Here is a 16,593-nt window from a genome sequence, read left to right as displayed (position 1 = left end):
TCTCGCTTTGTCCGCTGAAGCCTGTGCCTTGTTAGAGCTAAATATACGATGTGGTTTTTTATTTGTATAAGTAATTGGTTTTATTTTGGTGATAGCTTTTAGCTATCGCTTGGGTATGCCTTAACCCATGCTATTCGCCTGATTTAACATTCAGTTCACATTCCTGCATGTATTGTTCGTTTGTGCCATCAATAGCGGTATTCAGGCTGCTACCTCTAGCCGCTGAATACCGGATTAACCGAGGCTGTTTATGAGTACCCAGATACTTCTGGTAGAAGACAATGCAGAGCTGGCAGGGTCTTTGGCTGACTTCCTGTCAGAAGTCGGCTTTGAAGTAGACTTTGCTTTTAATGGTCAGAGTGGACTGGAGCTGCTCAAACAAAACCGGTACGACGTCGTTGTTATGGATGTCATGATGCCGGTTAAAGACGGCCTTACGGCCTGTGCTGAACTGAGAGATCAATTATTTGACCAAACCCCCGTACTGTTTCTAACAGCGAGAAACACCCTTGAAGACAAACTGAAGGGTTTCAGTGCTGGAGGAGATGACTATCTGGTCAAGCCCTTTGCGCCGGAAGAACTGGCTTGCAGGCTGAATGCCCTGCTTAAGAGGGTAAATCCGGAACCTGCAGGGCAGCAGAAAATCGGTGAGCTGGTTATTGATCATCAGGCGCTGGAGGTTTATCGAAAGGGCGTCAAGATTGAGCTGCATGATGTCCAGTTCCGCCTGCTTACGTTACTTGCCCGCAGCGCGCCGCATCCTGTTTCACGCTCTGTACTGGAAGACAGTCTCTGGCCGGATGGCCTGCCGGACAGCGACCCGCTGCGGACACATATCTATCGCCTCAGGCTTCAGTTGGATAAACCGTTTGATAGTCCACTGATTAAAACAGTACACGGTAAGGGGTATAAGCTTGTTATTCCCGATTAAGTCCATTTTTGGCCGGATCTTTCTGACCCTGATTCCGTTTATGCTGTTGATCTCGGTGCTCTATACATGGCTGGTTTCAACCGCTTTCTATATGTCCGAAGATTATGTCCTGCAGGACTATCTCCAGATTGAGTACCAGAGCTTTCTGAAAGATGTAGAGAAAAATGGTGATCAGGCAAGGCTGCCGTCAAACAGTTATCTGGCTTCCTATTGGCAGGATGACCCGAAGTTGCCGAAGGTTTATCGCAGGTATTCACCCGGCAAATACGAAGTCATTTTTGATGAGTCAGATCAGAACTTTCAGCTACTGGTGGCAGAGGTGCCGGAGCAGCATAAAGCGATCTATTTAATTCTTGATGAGCAAAGAATGAGTACTCTCAGCCGCTACGAGAGCTTACTGGACTCAGTACTCTATGCTGTTGCCGGTCTGGTTATGATTGCCAGCGCTGTTATCGCGGTTGTTATTGCCCGTTTGCTGGCAAAGCCTATTACTGATCTTGCTGAAGATGTTGCTGCAGACTGGAAGCCTGACAAGGTATTCAGTGGTGTTAATCGTGCAGATGAAATAGGCACTCTGAGCAGGGTATTTACCCGAATGGTTAAGGAACTTCAAAGTTTGATCGACAAGGAAAAGTCGTTCAGCCGGCATGCAAGCCATGAGATCAGAACGCCTCTGGCTATTATCAGAAACTCTCTTTCAGTTTTGATGCTGCCTGCCTGCAGTGAAGAAAAACGACAGAGAAATCTCAAACGAATCAAGAATGCCTGCGAAAGCGCAGAGAAGACGCTGGATGTATTTTTGTCTCTGGGGCAGAAACAGCCGGTACTGCAAAAGCAGGAATGTGATCTGGAGTTTGTTGTCGCCAGCACTCTGGATAATTACAAGACCATGCTTGATTCAGGTTGTATCGAGGTCAGTGTTCAGTGTTCGGAAGGTTCGATTGTAAATGCTCCGACTTCATTGCTGGAAGCCGTCGTTAATAACCTGATCCGGAATGCGCTCAGCTATGGAGAGGGTTACCTTGCTATTACCCTGAGCAGCAATGAAGCCCGGTTTAGAAACAAGGTCAGTCACTCTCCGAATACCGATAGTCGCTATGGTTATGGCCTGGAAATTGTTCGCCGAATCAGTGAGTCCCTTGATTGGGAGTTCAATACAACGGTTCAGCAGAATGAATTTATAGCCAGTCTGAAATTCAAAACAACGGAAACAACGTAGTTTTCAGCTTCTGTATCCAAATGCTGTTTTTCGATTAATCGTGACAACTCATCATGGCAGCGAAGGCCAGACACAAGTTATCCGAATGCTAACTATCTTTTATTAGGAAAAATATATGACTACAACTGAGGCGTTTTCTGAAAAGTACCCTTTTATGATCCGGATTTTGCATTGGTGCATGGCAGCCGGCTTTCTCCTGATGTGGTTATCAGGCTATGTGATGACCAAGAGTTCGATTGTTGGTGAGGATACTCCACTTGAAGATATCTTGTTTGGTCTTCATATCAGCGCAGGCGTGACCCTGTTATTTTTGCTGATCGTCAGGGTCATTATACGTTTATCGTCAGAAATACCCGTTCTACCCAGCTGGATGCCGAAATGGGAAAAGGTTGGCTCTCATGCCGGGCACTTTGCTCTGTATCTCCTTCCTCTGGCCGTTATTGCTATTGGCTGGGCCGGCGGGAATTGGGGTGGTCATGATATTCATTGGTTTGGTATTACCATGCCCAAACTTTTTCCAACCATGAATATTTTGTGGGGTATTAACCTTGATGAATTTGCTGAAGAAACCCATGAACTGCTGGCCTGGTCGATGCTCTTTGTGACAGCTGTTCATATTGCTGCCGTTGCCAAACATCGCTGGCTGGATAAGCATGATGTTATGCATCGTATGAATTTTGCGAGAAATGGTGCTCGACAGAAGTAAACCCCAATTTAAAATCATGGCTGTCTCAAGCCAGCCATGACCAGGGGCTATGGTATATCGCGGCGCCAACAATATAGGCCGCTATTCCAAGAGATAAAACACCGGCCAGGAATTTCTGCTTGAATGTTTTTCCCCCTTTTATGGCCATATACCCCAGCAATATATAGAGAATCAGGGCCACAACCTTGGCAGTGAGCCAGCTGTGTACAAAGGGATACTGGTGCAGAATGACACATAGCCAGACAGCACAGCCAAGCAGCAGGGTATCAATCAGGTGAGGCAAGGTCCGAAAGAAAGGGTGCTTTAGCCACGGGTCTTTGAACAAGGCGACCAGCCAGCGAATGGCAAAGAGGGTGATGCTGGTTGCAGCAAAAGCAATGTGCAGTTGTTTGATTGTTAAATACAGCAAGTGTTCTTCTCCTCTCTGTTTCCACGCTTGTCAGCCCGGTTACTCTCGTTCAGACTCGAACCCGTCTGGCCAGAACTCATTTGAGGCCATCCATCAGTAAGTACCTTGTTAATGCAGCCTGATGAAACGTCAACAGCCACTAGCCTCTGTGCTGGAAGATCTTTCCGGCAATATTGACTCCACTACCCGCTATCAGCGGTTACTGGACTATCTGTTTACTCTGTTTCCCTGTGATGCCGCTGCGCTGATGCAGTTGCAGCAGGAGTATCTGGTGCCTGTGGCAGTGCAGGGACTCCATCATGAAACCCTCGGGCGGCATTTCCACCTTTCACAGCATCCCCGCCTTGAGCAAATTCTTCACAGTCATGAGCCTGTTCAGTTTCCGGCAGACTCCAGCTTGCCTGATCCGTTTGATGGCCTGATCATCGGCCTGTCAGAAGACCTGCATGTCCATGACTGTGTAGGCGCATCTATTCATGTTGACGGCCAGATCTGGGGCGTTCTCTCGCTGGATGCCCTTGAACCCGGCAGCTTCCAGAAGATGACCACCGAAGATTTCCGTGCCGCTGTCGCCATTACCCGGGCTACGGTACGGGTTGCATCACTGATTAACCAGCTTGAACAGAATGTTATTCTGGAACGTCAGCGAGCCAGCCAGTTAGAAAACTCTAAATATAAGCCCATGATTGGCAGAAGTCCGGCCATGTTACATCTTCAGAATGAACTGATGAGAGTTGCTGACTCTGATCTTACGGTTCTGGTGCTGGGTGAAACCGGTGTTGGCAAGGAGCTGGTGGCCAGCGAAATTCATCGCCGATCGACCCGCAGGGAGCAACCCATGGTGGAAGTTAACTGCGCAGCACTGCCGGAGCAAATGGCCGAGAGTGAATTGTTCGGGCACACCAGAGGCTCCTTTACCGGTGCCATCAGTGAGCGCAAGGGAAAGTTCCAGCTGGCTGACAAGGGCACATTGTTCCTTGATGAAGTCGGGGAATTGCCCCTGCAGCTTCAGGCTAAACTCCTGCGGGTGTTGCAGAGTGGTGAAATCCAGCGCCCCGGCAGTGATCGTCAAATAAAAGTCGATGTAAGAGTTATTGCTGCGACCAACCGCGATCTGGCAGATGAAGTGCGTGCCGGCAGATTTCGCGCAGATCTTTATCATCGTCTGAGTGTTTACCCGCTGGTGGTTCCTCCCCTGCGAGAGCGAGGTCATGATATTCAGCTGCTCTGTGGTCATTTTCTGGAAATATGCCGCAGCCGGTTCGGGCTGAGAGGCGTGCGCTTGTCTCCCGAGGTTGAGTCTGTGCTGGCCCGACATACCTGGCCGGGTAATGTCAGAGAGCTGGAGCACACCATACACCGGGCAATTATTCGTGCAAGAGATCAAAACTGTCAGGATATTCTCACACTGGAACCCGTCCATCTCGATATTGATTCGCTTCCGACAGGTCTGGAAAACGGTGATCAAGGTGCTTACAGCTTGTCGCCAGAGCTTCCGAAAAACTCCGAAACCTTGTCTCTAAAGCAGGCGACAGATGAATTCCAGCGCAAGTTTATTCTGGATGCTGTCCATCAGGCGAGGGGACGCTGGTCTCATGCTGCCAAAGCCCTGAATATGCATACCAGTAATCTTTATCGTTTGGCCCGACGACTGGCTATTGATACTGATGGATAAAAAAGTGCTCCCCGAAGGGAGCAGCTTTTCATCAGTTTATCTGGATATCAGATTTGCAGTGAAATTACCTTGTTGCTGTTGTGCCTGATTCCTGCTGGATGCTGGAGGGAGTACTGTCTTTGCGTACAACAGCAGCCTTGAACATAAAGACAGCCAGTAGCAGGCCACCAATACCAAACAGAATATCCCCGGGCACACGCCACCACACCAGCTGCTCAATCAATGGCGAATGCAGGAATTCCGGAGAGCGGGCATACCAGAAACTGTCACTGTAACTGGCGATGGCTTGCAGTACGCCCACCGGCAGTAGAGACATAAAGGCCATTGCCGCGAGTCCAATATTCAGTGACCAGAAGCACCATTTCATAATCCGGTTGTCCCACACCTTGCCTTGACTCATACCACTCAGGCAGAACAGCATCAGACCGATACCCAACATGCCATAAACCCCGAAGAAAGCGGTGTGACCGTGCAGCGGCGTAGTATTCAGACCCTGAACATAGTAGAGGGAAATCGGCGGATTAATCAGGAATCCAAACACGCCGGCACCGACCAGGTTCCAGAAGGCTGTTGCGGTAAAGCACATAATCACCCAGTGATATTTGCTGACCCAGGGAGCCGCTTTACGCATACGCCAGTTTTCCCAGGCCTCAAACCCGATCAGCGACAGTGGCACAATCTCAAGAGCACTGAAGCTTGCGCCCCATGCCAGAATCGAGGTGGGTGCGCCGGTGAAATACAGGTGATGCAGAGTACCCAGAATACCACCGGTCAGGAATACGACAGTTGCAAACAGCACGGCGCTGGAAGCCGACTTGGCTCGAATCAGACCAAGGCGCACAAACATCAGGGCAATAACCGAAGTCGCAAAGACTTCAAAGAAACCTTCTACCCAGAGATGTACTACCCACCAACGCCAGTATTCAGCAATTGCCAGATGGGTTTTCTGCCCCATCATAAGACCGCTGCCGTAGAACAGGGCGATTGCGATGGCAGACATAACCAGAATGGAAATAATCTGAATATCGTCGGCTTTTTTGCCCAGCAGAGGTAACAGTGCTCGGGCGACCAAACCCAGCCAGACAAACAGGCCTACCAGCAGGAAGATCTGCCAAAAACGCCCAAGGTCAACGTATTCATAACCCTGATGACCGAACCAGAAGTTGGTGTTCAGATCCAGTACCTGCTGTACTCCCAGCCACTCGCCGATCATGGAGCCGAGCACAATAACCAGCAGGCAGACATAGAGGAAGTTTACACCGAAGCGCTGGAATCTGGGTTCATGACCTGATAACAGAGGTCCGATATACAGGCCGGTTCCCAACCAGGCTGTAGCAATCCAGAATACAGCCAGCTGGGTATGCCAGGTTCGGGTTAAGGAGTAGGGGAGCCAGTCACTCAGAGGGAAACCATAAAAAGCCTGACCTTCAACAGCATAGTGTGCTGTTATGCCACCCAGAATAATCTGCAGGCCGAACAGAGCCGCCACAGTCCAGAAGTACTTTTTGGTAGCCTTCATGGAAGGGGTGGGTTCCTTACCCGCCAGAGGGTCGGCTTTGGGAACCACCGGCAGTTCATGTTCGTCCACTGTTCTGGCGTGGTGCCAGCCCAGTACACCGATACAAAAGATCAGGAATATCACACTGAACATACTCCAGCCCAGAATCTCCGAGGCCGGCTTGTTGCCAATCAATGGTTCGTGAGGCCAATTGTTGGTGTAGGTGATATCGTCGCCCGGACGGTTGGTCTCTGTCGACCAGCTGGTCCAGAACAGGAATGCACTCAGCAGTTTTCGATGTTCAGCTGTAGCGATAGTGCCTTCCTTCATGGCGTAGTCTTCACGCACTGGCTGGAAAGCAGGATCATCACCAAATACCTTGTCGTAGTAGCTTATCAGCCACTGCACGGCTTCGACCCGATCCTGAGACAGCGTCAGGGTGTCGGTCAGCGGGTCATAGGTGTTGGTGCGAATAACCGGTAACAGTCGTGCTTTTAATGCAGCCTGTTGCTCATTGTTCAGCTGGTTAAAGTCTTTGGAAAAATCACGCTCGGCATAGGTATCCAGAAGAAACAGTGCTTCCCGGTGAACCCAGTCAGCGTTCCAGTCCGGTGCGACCAGGCTACCATGGCCCCAAATGGAGCCCACTTCATGACCACCCATTGAGCGCCATACCTGCTGGCCTGTCTCAATATCATCACGGGTAAACAGAACCTCACCCGATTCGCTGACTACCTTTGCAGGAATCGGTGGTGCTTCCCGGTAAATTTCACCGCCCAACCAGAGCAGTATCCCGAACGAAACAACGAACACGGCGGCCAGAGCCTGCCAGGTTCGTTTATCAGTGGATGGTTTCATTTTTCCCCCTGTGTTTACAGCTGGCTATCTTGATAAATGGAAATATCTAAGAGCTATAAAACAAAAGGCGTGCCATTCTTTAATATATTGATATTAAACGAAAAAATATTTTTTGAGTTATTTTGATTCAGTAGTTTAGAGTTATAAAAACTCCATTTGAGTCAAAAATACTCTGTCTTTGAGAGATTAAATGACCCGTGAGAAGAGTTGATCAGTAATATAACGGGGGCGATAGAGATCAAAGACCATGGCGATATTTCTTAATAACAGACGGCCAAAGGGCAGAACAGTGATTGACTGATCCCCGACCTGAACCAGAGCATCTTCTTCCATGGGCTTTAACAGTCGCAGTTCTTCAGCAAAGTAGTGGGTAAACTCGATACCAAACATCTGGTCAAGCCTGGGAAAGTCAACGATGCCTTCACACATAATGTGTTGAATAACTTCCCGGCGCAGCTTGTCATCCGGTGTCAGTTGGTAGCCCTGCATAATGGCAAGTTTGTTGTCGTCTATAGCCTGAAAATAGGCTTTTTCATAGCGTTGGTTCTGGCTGTAGCAGTTGTCGGTTTTGCCGATGGACGTCATGCCCATACCGACCATATCGGTATCAGCGTGAGTGGAGTATCCCTGGAAATTGCGCTGTAACGTTCCCTGCTCCATGGCTTTGACCAGTTCATCTTCCGGCAGGGCGAAATGATCCATGCCGATAAAGACATAGCCGGCTTCCTGTAAGCGGTTGATGGTGAGCTCAAGTAAAGCCAGTTTGGTAACGGGGCTGGGAAGGTCTTTTTGCTTGATCAGCTTCTGCGCTTTTATCCTGTGTGGAAGGTGGGCATAGTTGTATATCGCCAGCCTTTCAGGGCGCATACTGATAACAACATCCAGAGTATGGCTGAAACTGTCCAGGGTCTGATGAGGCAGGCCGTAGATAATATCCATGTTGATTGACTGATAGCCGGCGCTTCGGGCAGTTTCTACAACTTCCATATTTTGTTCCAAAGACTGTTTACGGTTTACAGCCTCCTGAACTTTTTCATCAAGGTCTTGCACCCCAAAGCTGATTCGGTTAAACCCGAACTCCCTCAGCATGGGGATGGTTTCCGGACGTACTGCGCGGGGGTCCACCTCAATCGAGAACTCCCTCTTATCAACAGGGGCCAGATTAAAGTGTTGCCCGGTCACCTGCAGCAACTGATAAAGCTGCTCATCACTGATAAATGTTGGGGTGCCACCGCCGAAATGCAGCTGATTAACCTGACGACTGGCGCTGATCAATTCAGCCTGCAGAGCTATCTCTTTGTGCAACCGCTCCAGATAGGGAATAGACCGCGCTTTGGTATGGGTAATAATTTTGTTGCAAGCACAAAAGAAGCAGAGTGAGCTGCAGAAAGGTATATGAAAATAGAGAGAGAGTGGTTTACTACTCTGATTGCTGGCTTCTATTTCCTGCCGGTAATCCGCCTCGGTAAATTGCGGGCTGAACTGTATGGCTGTTGGATATGACGTATAACGGGGACCGGCAATATCATACTTCTTCAGCATTTCAGTATCGCACTGAATAACGGAATACATGGCAAGTGGCTCAAGGGAATGACCTGTCTAGTATTGTGCCTTGGGTACCTAGCCGCCAGAATTTATTATCATTTACAGAGCGTATATTGCAGCATAAAGCAGCGACTATAAAAGATAATTGGTGCTCTCGCTAAATCAAACTCCAAGTTTGGTGTTTCGGTAATCACTGAGGAAAATCCGGATAAGCCTATCTACTCTGCAAGCGATTATTATAAACAGACAGGATTAGACAAATCGTGGTAGATCGCCTGTTTTCAGCTGGATATACAGTCTTCAAGAATATGATGTTTAAGGCAGTAAAGATGGTTTGCCCATTAATCATATTGCTTGCCTCACTAAAAGCGCACTCTATCTATATTTCATTTTTGGATGAGAATGGTATCCAGCAAAATTATTCAATACAGTATGATGAGAAAAATAATAGAATTTACTTTTATCCAGCGAATGCAAAAAGCAAAATGTTCTGGGAGCGGGTATCAGGCGAGTATCTTCCGGGTATAGGTACGGTGATGGACTTCTGGATGATGTTAAATAACTTCACAAAAGGAAAGGAAGTCCCACAGTCTTTAGCGCTATTCAGCTGTTTTCTTTTTGAAAATGTTCCGGTAGCTCTTGAGAATAGTTCAAGTGTTTTTGATGATGGAGTGCTCAAGAGAACAATGAGTTTTTATGCACGAAAAACAGGGAAAAGGTGGGTTGTTTCTGTTTTTCTTTTGAATAATGAAGCCGGATCTATAAATAGCTGCTCATCCTTACCTTATTGCATTAAAAAGGTTGAAGTTTTTCATAATCATCAATCAATGTACTGTATTTCTGGTGACCCTTTTAGTAGAAGTCGATATAAACGAAAAGCGTCTGGAACAAATACTACCCCTCGAAAACGAATGTCTATCATGGAACCTTTGAATAAATCAGATAAGAGAAGAAAAGTATGTGATCATCCATTAGCACAAACTGCCAGGATGAAATCTATAAATCCTTTCAGTGTTTCACCACTAGCGATTTCAAGCATGAAAAAAAAGTAAGATTTTTCTAAAAAAAACAGGGTAATAAAAATTACCCTGTCAATTTAAAGGTTGAAAATGTTAGCTTTTAGTATGAAACATCGGTTGGTCTTTTTTATCTTGCAATGACCAGAAATTGATATTGAACTGGGCATCATCACTTATTTCAATCCGGTGCCAGTATTGTGGCGGGCTGGTGGCAAACTGACCGGCGTTAATCACGACTTTTACTTCCGGCTCTGTGGCTTCGCTGTCTGCAAAACCATAATACGTGACAGTGCCTTCCATCACACAAAGTTGTCCAAAAACACCTTCTGCAGTGTTGTGGTGTGAAAGCAGTGCTGCCGGTACATTTTCTTTGGTGAAAAAAGGTGTAGAGCGCTGAATAGTCCAGTCAGCAGGAATACGTTGATGACTCATGATATAAACCTCTTCTCTGAATCAGGCAGCCAGTGCCTTGCGAAATTTCATAATGTAGTGATCAGGGCAGCTTTCCAGATCCAGTGACTGAATATGGAAGCCGGCAGCCCGCACTTCATCCATAACCTGTTGTGGTGTAACTCTGGCACCGGCGCTACGAAGATCAACAAAAACAACTTCAGTTGTATGACTTATCTGGTGACGCAGGTTTGCCAGAAAAACCTGGCGTTGTTCGATAAAGCGATAAGTATTGGCTACAAACACAATATCCAGTTGTTGCGGCAGGCAGGGGTCAGTCTGTTGGCTCTGCCGGAACTTGATATTAGAGTGACCTTCACGGGCAAAACGCTGCGCCATAAAACTGACCATGTTGGGTTCTGCATCAATTGCAAAAACGGTACCTTCAGGTGCCTGCTTGGCAAACAGGCGACTGAAGTAACCCGTGCCTGCCCCCACATCGGCAATTCGGGAGTTAGCCTTTAAACTCATATCCTTCAGGATATAAGAGGTGTTCTGCCACTCTTCCCGGTGAGGTGCATCAAATATTCCTGTCAGTCTTTCCGGCTCGGCGAAGCTGATACGATTTTGCATTGTTTTGCCCTCTGCGCTTGTTAAATCAGTGCCGGAAGCTGGCGAAGCAATGGGAATGCTTTGGGCATCATGGATTCTGTTGCCACGAAACCCATAAGCTGGTCGTTGTCATCAAAGGCCTGAGCCAGCATGCCTTCAGCCGTTGCATCGACCTTCCAGGTCGCCTTGGAGTGACTGGTATTACCTCCAAACTGAATAGGTAACAGTGGGGTTTTCAGTTTTATCATCATAGCTGGCAGAGCGAGTTTGGCACTTTCACCCGCAAGTGTTTTAGCCAGGGTATTGGTACTGTGAATAATGGCCTGTAAGAATGGCATCACACGACCATCGATTTCTGCACAGTCACCCAGTGCATAAATATCTGAATGCGATGTCTGCATCTGCTGATTAACGACAATGCCACGGTTTACCTGTAAACCTGCGCTTCGAGCCAGCTGAGTATTGGGCACGATACCTGCGGCACAGATAACGGCATCAACGGAGTGCTGATTGTTGTTACTGAGCTTGACGTCAAAACCAGAATCTTTCGCGTTAACTTCAGTGACTTCAGCTCCCAGCTCAAACTGAACATTTTGAGTGATCATACTGCCCAGCAAGCGACTGGAGATAAATTCAGGCAATAGTCCGGGCAAAATACTCTCTTCCCTGTTGGCCAGAATCACTTTGCGTCCGGTTGATGCCAGATCCATGGCGATCTCTGTACCGATCATACCGGCACCAATCACGAGTACAGAACGGGCATTCGCCAGTTGCTCTTGTCCCTGCTGGTATTCCTCGAGGCTGTTAAGTGTAATCAGCTGATCTTTGGCATTACCCTGCATGGGCGGAATGAAAGTTTTAGCACCGGTCGCCAGAACCAGTTTCTGATAATCAATCCGCTCGCCATTGGCTATCAGGTAGTTACCGTTCGGGTTGATTTCTTCAACCCGGGTGTGGGGCATCAACCTGACATCAAGTTCAGCTGACAGTTGAGCGCCGGATGCCTTGATCAAATCAGTGGCCTGTTGCTTTCGGGTAAAAACATGGCTGAGATCCGGCTTGTTATAGTCATCCCCGCTGGTTGCAGTAATCACTGTGATTGGAGCAGCAGATTGCTGACGACGCAGGGTGCGAACCAGCTGCCAGGCAGCAAAGCCGCTGCCCACAATTACGATTGGCTGGCTCATGCTGCAGACTCCTTCGCCACTGGCTGGAATACATCCTTGCCCAGACTGCATTCAGGACAGAGGAAGTAATCCGGAACGTCATCCCAGGTAGTTCCCGGCTCTACAGCCTGATTCGGCTCACCCTGCTGGGGATCATAAATCCACTGACACACGGTGCAGACCATGCATTGCATGGCATCGGCACTCGCTCCAGTATTGGCACTACTGGAAGCTTCCGCTTTAGGTGCAGGAACTGGCGCACAAGTTTGTTCAGAGCTGGCAGCCTTGTCGCAGCATGGCTTTTTATCAATGATTGGACGCACAACTTCCTGTGACAGGTCACGCAGAGCCCACTGACGAGCAACCTTACGGCCATGTGCACGACATTCTGCCAGTGCTTTACCATCAGGCTTCCATTTGGATTTCAGGCCCTCGGTGGTTTCAAAGCCGGCATCTGTCAGACGGGCGTGAATACGATCTACTGCACCGCCATTCCAGCCAAAGCTGCCAAAAGCACCGGCCTTTTTATTTCTGAAACGCAATCCGGTGATTTCTTCCAGCATACCGGCAATCTTCGGCATCATGACGTTATTCATGGTGGAAGAACCCACCAGAACAGCTTTGGAGCGGAAGACGTTGGCCAGAATCTCGTTCTTGTCGTGGCGGGAGACATTAAAGACTTTTACCGCGACCTTGCTGTCGACTTCATTAATACCTTGCGCAATGGCATCGGCCATCATGCGGGTATTGTTGGACATGGAGTCATAGAAAATAGTGATGCGGTCTTCCTGGTAGTCACCCGCCCATTCCAGATATTTCTCAATAATCTGTACCGGGTTTTCTCGCCACACAATACCGTGAGATGTAGCAATCATATCTACCGGCAGGTTGAAGCTCAGTACTTCTTTGATCTTGGCGGTTACCAGACTACTGAACGGTGTCAGAATGTTGGAGTAATAGCGCAGGCACTGTTCCATCAGTTCATTCTGATCCACTTCATCATTAAACAGTCGTTCGTCGCAGTAGTGCTGGCCAAAAGCGTCGTTACTGAACAGTACAGCGTCACCGGTCAGATAGGTCATCATGCTGTCAGGCCAGTGCAGCATCGGGGCTTCAACAAACACCAGTTGTTTGCCGTTACCGATATCCAGTGAATCACCGGTTTTGATGGTTCTGAAGTTCCATTCCGGGTGGTGATGATGACCAACAATCGAGTCGATGGCATTCTCGGTGCAGTAGATCGGAGTGCCCGGAATCTTTGCCATCAGGGCAGCAAGCGCTCCGGAGTGATCTTCCTCGGCATGATTAACGACGATGTAGTCGATTTTATGCAGGTCGATTTCCTGCTCCAGATTTTGGATAAACTCATGGCTGAACTTGCTGTCCACAGTATCGATGAGGACAGTCTTTTCTTCACGGATCAGGTAACTGTTGTAGCTGGTGCCTTTGGTGGTTTTGTACTCGGTACCGTGAAAGTCACGGATTTCCCAGTCACGCTGTCCAACCCAGTGAATGTTGTTTTTGATATGAATAGCCATTGTGATGTCTCCAGAAGACAAAATTAAAAAATCTGTCTTCTATAGAGCATTCAATGTGCCAACTTTTATCCTATTGATTTTATTGAATATTTTTTATGTTTGTGTCATTTTGACATGCTGTTGATTGGTGTCTTAATGACATTGATTGTTTTTTTGACAATTATTTGTGATTGCTGATTTATGTTGCACAGTTCTATATCGCTCACCAGTCTGGCACTGGATTTAACTACGGGTATTTCCAGTCAGGATCGCTTTGAGCGACTGCTTGCGACTGTACGTCAGTTGTTTAATTCAGAAGCATCCGCACTGTTACTTTTTCAGGAACAGAAGTTTGTACCGCTGGCGATTGATGGTTTGGCGCCGGATGTTCTTGGTCGGCACTTTGTTATAGACGAACATCCACGTCTCGAGGTGATTGCCCGGGCAGGGGATGTCGTACGTTTTCCTGCTGATAGCGATTTGCCTGATCCGTATGACGGACTGATTCCGTCACATACCGGTGAGCTGGAGGTGCATGCCTGTATCGGTCTTCCTTTAACGGTCAGTGATCGTTTAATCGGAGCGCTGACGATAGATGGCTTCAGTCCGACCCAGTTCGATGGGTTTACCAATGACGAATTGAGAACTGTAAGTGCATTGGCTGCAGCATCACTGAACAATGCCTTGCTGATGGACAAGCTTGAGCAACAGGCCGTGCAGACATCCAGTAGCACGCCTATCAAAACATCCGGTGTGAACCGGGTAGAGATGATCGGGCAGTCTCCGGCTATGCAATCTCTGAAAAAGGAGATTGGCATTGTCGCTGATACAGAGCTGACAACACTGATTCTCGGAGAAACAGGAACCGGTAAAGAACTTGTGGCGGCGGCGATACATGCCGCTTCTCCCCGTGCAGACTTTCCTATGGTTTATCTCAACTGTGCTGCCCTGCCGGAATCTGTGGCAGAGAGTGAGTTATTTGGTCATGTAAAAGGTGCCTTTACCGGTGCAATAAGCAATCGTAAGGGAAAGTTTGAACTGGCTGACCAGGGCACATTATTTCTGGATGAGGTGGGTGAGTTATCGTTACCTCTTCAATCCAAACTGCTGAGAGTTCTGCAGTATGGTGATTTGCAGCGTGTGGGTGATGATCGCAGTTTAAAAGTGAATACGCGGATTATTGCTGCAACGAATAGAGACCTGAAGCAGGAAGTAATGGAGGAGCGTTTTCGGGCAGACCTTTATCATCGCCTGAGTGTCTTCCCTGTGGCAGTGCCACCGTTGCGGGAACGCGGCAATGATATTTTACAGTTGGCCGGTTTTTTTATTGAAAAATGCCGTGGGCAGATGGGAATACAGAACCTGAGGTTGAGTGATGAATGCCATGAAATCCTGATGGCGTATCACTGGCCGGGCAATGTGCGTGAACTGGAACACTGTATTCACCGGGCTGCAATTCTTGCACGCTCTGAAGCGGAAGATCAGTTTGTGTTGATTCTGCCACGGCACTTTTCGAGCCTTGAGCGGGGGGCTAGAGATGGCAACAACTCAGTCAAAGAATTGCCTGTTTCCAGTTTTACCTCGTCAGTGGATTCAAGCCTTAGTTTGCGTGAAGCTACGGATTTGTTTCAGCGGCAGATGATTGAGAAAACGGTTGATGCTTGTAATGGACGCTGGGCCGAAGCTGCCAGACAGTTATCTGTTGATGCGGGGAATCTACATCGTCTGGCTAAGCGATTAGGTATGAAATAGACGATAATTATTTTGACTTTCGGTGAATGGTTAAGGCATGAATTGATTCTTTGTGCAGCTCAATATAGTTAATCTTTTTTTCAGAGTCACAGTCAACACCTTGAATCATCATTACTCTAATAGTGTACCGAGTAGTAGCTTGTCGATAACCAACTGAATAACCCTCAGGCTGTTTCTCTGACAAGGTTAATTCCAAACATGTGCCTCCGTGGCTACGTTGTATTCTATCGATTTTGCATATAGCGGTACCACTCTTATGGGGGCATCCAAAATTAAGAAATATTGGAGATTTGAAATCCAGACCTTCGTATTGCTGTAGGTCGATACATGACTGGCTATTATTTACCAAGCTAATAATTGACCATAAATCAAAGAGTTTAGTTCTTTCCTGAGTCTGGGTGCGAGCGATCCCATTCTGACTGGAATAGTAGTAGATATCTGAATCATCACTGTAATCTGTTGAGTGCTTTTGGATATTGATTGCATCCATATGTTGCGACCATGTGTAATGAATACTTGATGAAAGAAGTGGGCGTAGTGCAGGAGATCGTTTGTCATAAACTGCGCAATATGTAATATGAGGGAGAGGAAGTTTGGTTTCGAGATAGTCAACTATTCCGGGAAAAAAGTCTTGAATATGATCTTTGGGAAATGGTTTCGTTATAAGTTTAGGAGTGAATTTAACGACGACTGTCTCTGCAGATAATTTGATGTATAGTTCGCCAACTGTTTGCCCTCTAGTCGCTCCATGTGATGTTGGAAAAGAAACCTCCATGATCATTCTGGCATGGGATAGAGGCGAGAGAAAAATTAAATAGGTTGTGATACAAGTAAAAACAAGCCTGACTGTTTTTTCTAGACTCATTGTAATTCTTTGAAAATTATTTGAGGAGGCAGTATAGCTTGTTTTTTATGGTTAGAGCTCTCAGGTGTTACTAAACTATTTTTTCATTATTAATGAAAAATATTTTAATTTCTTTAGAAAGAGAGATCAGGATAACCTTCTCAGTTGTTGTAACTTACCGTCATTTCCATAACTGATTTCAAACGTGCCATAAATACCCGAGCGAGTTACATGCTCCAGAAGGATCTCGAAAGGCAGACTCATACTCATCCCATCCTGAGTATGTACGCGTACACTTTTCTTCTGCCCTTTGTAATACATCAGTACCTGGTCAGAGTTCAGGTTGACTGAGAAAATGGCTTTGTTCATCGTTCTTCCCTGATTTTCTATTCTTTGCCACAACCTTTATAACATATTGCTATATATCTTTAGGCTAAATGCTAACATGCCTA

15 protein-coding genes are annotated in these 16,593 nt (G+C 47.4%); 6 read left to right on the top strand and 9 right to left on the bottom strand.

From position 1 onward, the window contains the following. Positions 1-250 precede the first annotated feature (250 nt). From ACYZZ0_RS07610 to ACYZZ0_RS07600, 3 genes are all read left to right on the top strand, one after another. The gene (locus tag ACYZZ0_RS07610) at positions 251-931 is read left to right on the top strand and encodes a response regulator transcription factor (RefSeq protein WP_461536004.1); all 681 of its coding nucleotides are present in this window, start codon (positions 251-253) and stop codon (positions 929-931) included. Beyond that, positions 915-2,150, top strand: coding sequence for a sensor histidine kinase (locus tag ACYZZ0_RS07605; RefSeq protein ID WP_461536003.1), 1,236 nt, complete (start codon positions 915-917; stop codon positions 2,148-2,150). Before ACYZZ0_RS07610 ends, ACYZZ0_RS07605 begins: the two co-directional genes overlap by 17 nt. Before the next feature lie 115 nt (positions 2,151-2,265). Next, complete coding sequence (locus ACYZZ0_RS07600; RefSeq protein WP_461536002.1) at positions 2,266-2,856, top strand: cytochrome b; 591 nt, start codon at positions 2,266-2,268, stop codon at positions 2,854-2,856. 25 nt (positions 2,857-2,881) lie between these two features. Here ACYZZ0_RS07600 and ACYZZ0_RS07595 read toward each other — a convergent pair whose 3' ends face one another. Then, positions 2,882-3,265 (bottom strand): SirB2 family protein, encoded by a 384-nt coding sequence (locus tag ACYZZ0_RS07595; RefSeq protein WP_461536001.1) that lies wholly within the window; start codon positions 3,263-3,265, stop codon positions 2,882-2,884. A gap of 121 nt (positions 3,266-3,386) precedes the next feature. Between ACYZZ0_RS07595 and norR (ACYZZ0_RS07590) the strand changes: the two genes are divergently transcribed. Continuing rightward, positions 3,387-4,940, top strand: coding sequence for a nitric oxide reductase transcriptional regulator NorR (norR, locus tag ACYZZ0_RS07590; protein ID WP_461536000.1), 1,554 nt, complete (start codon positions 3,387-3,389; stop codon positions 4,938-4,940). A gap of 64 nt (positions 4,941-5,004) precedes the next feature. Here the strand turns inward: norR (ACYZZ0_RS07590) and ACYZZ0_RS07585 are convergent, their stop codons facing one another. Together ACYZZ0_RS07585 and hemN are read right to left on the bottom strand one after the other, a co-directional pair. Further along, the gene (locus tag ACYZZ0_RS07585) at positions 5,005-7,296 is read right to left on the bottom strand and encodes a nitric-oxide reductase large subunit (protein WP_461535999.1); all 2,292 of its coding nucleotides are present in this window, start codon (positions 7,294-7,296) and stop codon (positions 5,005-5,007) included. A 186-nt stretch (positions 7,297-7,482) separates the two neighbouring features. Then, positions 7,483-8,868 carry an oxygen-independent coproporphyrinogen III oxidase gene (gene hemN, locus ACYZZ0_RS07580; RefSeq protein ID WP_461535998.1) on the bottom strand — a complete coding sequence of 462 codons (1,386 nt, stop codon included), beginning with the start codon at positions 8,866-8,868 and terminating at the stop codon, positions 7,483-7,485. Between the two features lie 236 nt (positions 8,869-9,104). On the opposite strand from hemN, the gene ACYZZ0_RS07575 reads away from it, so the two are divergent. After that, a complete protein-coding gene (locus ACYZZ0_RS07575) occupies positions 9,105-9,893 on the top strand; it encodes a hypothetical protein (RefSeq protein WP_461535997.1) in 789 nt (262 codons plus the stop codon). 60 nt (positions 9,894-9,953) lie between these two features. Here the strand turns inward: ACYZZ0_RS07575 and ACYZZ0_RS07570 are convergent, their stop codons facing one another. Genes ACYZZ0_RS07570 through norV form a run of 4 tightly spaced genes read right to left on the bottom strand, consistent with a single transcriptional unit; the run spans position 9,954 to position 13,566 of the window. Next, positions 9,954-10,292: a DUF1971 domain-containing protein gene (locus tag ACYZZ0_RS07570; RefSeq protein ID WP_461535996.1), complete on the bottom strand. Its 339-nt coding sequence runs from the start codon at positions 10,290-10,292 to the stop codon at positions 9,954-9,956. 21 nt (positions 10,293-10,313) lie between these two features. Next, positions 10,314-10,883, bottom strand: a complete 570-nt coding sequence (locus ACYZZ0_RS07565; protein ID WP_461535995.1) for a class I SAM-dependent methyltransferase — start codon at positions 10,881-10,883, stop codon at positions 10,314-10,316. A 20-nt stretch (positions 10,884-10,903) separates the two neighbouring features. Continuing rightward, positions 10,904-12,049, bottom strand: a complete 1,146-nt coding sequence (norW, locus tag ACYZZ0_RS07560; RefSeq protein ID WP_461535994.1) for an NADH:flavorubredoxin reductase NorW — start codon at positions 12,047-12,049, stop codon at positions 10,904-10,906. Next, positions 12,046-13,566, bottom strand: coding sequence for an anaerobic nitric oxide reductase flavorubredoxin (gene norV, locus ACYZZ0_RS07555; RefSeq protein ID WP_461535993.1), 1,521 nt, complete (start codon positions 13,564-13,566; stop codon positions 12,046-12,048). Before norV ends, norW begins: the two co-directional genes overlap by 4 nt. A gap of 180 nt (positions 13,567-13,746) precedes the next feature. Here norV and norR (ACYZZ0_RS07550) point away from each other — a divergent pair, with 180 nt between their 5' ends. Continuing rightward, positions 13,747-15,297 (top strand): nitric oxide reductase transcriptional regulator NorR, encoded by a 1,551-nt coding sequence (gene norR / locus ACYZZ0_RS07550; RefSeq protein WP_461535992.1) that lies wholly within the window; start codon positions 13,747-13,749, stop codon positions 15,295-15,297. 7 nt (positions 15,298-15,304) lie between these two features. On the opposite strand, the gene ACYZZ0_RS07545 is transcribed toward norR (ACYZZ0_RS07550), so the two are convergent. Then, a complete protein-coding gene (locus ACYZZ0_RS07545) occupies positions 15,305-16,162 on the bottom strand; it encodes a hypothetical protein (protein WP_461535991.1) in 858 nt (285 codons plus the stop codon). 126 nt (positions 16,163-16,288) lie between these two features. Continuing rightward, on the bottom strand, positions 16,289-16,510 hold the full coding sequence (locus tag ACYZZ0_RS07540) for a DUF2835 family protein (protein WP_461535990.1): 222 nt from the start codon (positions 16,508-16,510) through the stop codon (positions 16,289-16,291). Positions 16,511-16,593: the final 83 nt, after the last annotated feature.

The organism is Spongorhabdus nitratireducens (genome assembly GCA_947387575.1).
GTDB lineage: Bacteria > Pseudomonadota > Gammaproteobacteria > Pseudomonadales > Endozoicomonadaceae > CANDOC01.
This window is presented reverse-complemented; position numbering and strand designations above follow the sequence as displayed.